This window comes from Clostridium frigoris (assembly GCF_018861865.1).
In the GTDB taxonomy this organism is placed as follows: Bacteria; Bacillota; Clostridia; order Clostridiales; family Clostridiaceae; genus Clostridium_AD; species Clostridium_AD frigoris.
On sequence record NZ_JAHLDV010000145.1, the window covers coordinates 1 to 764 of the forward strand.

The following is a 764-nucleotide window of genomic DNA, read 5'->3' on the forward strand; positions in this document are numbered from 1 at the left end:
TATGATCGAATTGTGATAATGTCTTATTATACCGAATTTGATTATGTCCCAAAAGGACTATAGTATAATAAAACCTCATGACTAAGAAATGAGGTGGACAAAATCAGAAAGGTAGATTTAAGGATGAATGAAAATGCAAAATATGAAACAATAAAAAAATTAGTAGATAGTAATGGTAACAAACAAAGAGCAGCTATAGAACTTAATTGCACTGTTAGGCATATTAATAGGATGATTATTGGCTATAAGAAAAAAGGAAAGAATTTTTTTATTCATGGTAATCGTGGCCTAAAACCTGCACACACTTTACCGGATATTATAAGGCAAACTATTGTTTCCTTATATTGCACAAAATATGAAAATACCAATCTAACTCAGTTTTCAGAACTATTAGAAGAATTTGAAGGAATTACAGTTTCATCAAACACTGTACGTTCCATCCTTTTACAGGAATTCATCCTGTCGCCAAAGGCAAAGCGTGCTACTAAAAGAGCTTTACAAGCAAAACTAAAAGATATGGGAAAGTCTACAAAATCAAAGAAAGAAGCTAGTATTATTCAGAGCTCGATTCTTGCTATTGAAGAAGCACATCCTAGACGTCCGAGATGTGCTTACTTTGGAGAAATGCTACAGATGGATGCATCTGTTCATCTTTGGTTTGGTGAGTCTAAGAGCCAGCTTCATATTGCTGTAGACGATTCTACCGGAGCTATTGTAGGAGCTTATTTTGATGCCCAAGAAACACTAAATGGCTATTACCATGT

1 protein-coding gene is annotated in these 764 nt (G+C 34.2%); it reads left to right on the forward strand.

The window, feature by feature from the left end:
- Nucleotides 1-123: 123 nt before the first annotated feature.
- Nucleotides 124-764: transposase family protein (locus KPL37_RS19510; protein ID WP_484793066.1), on the forward strand; the 641-nt coding region annotated here is incomplete at its 3' end.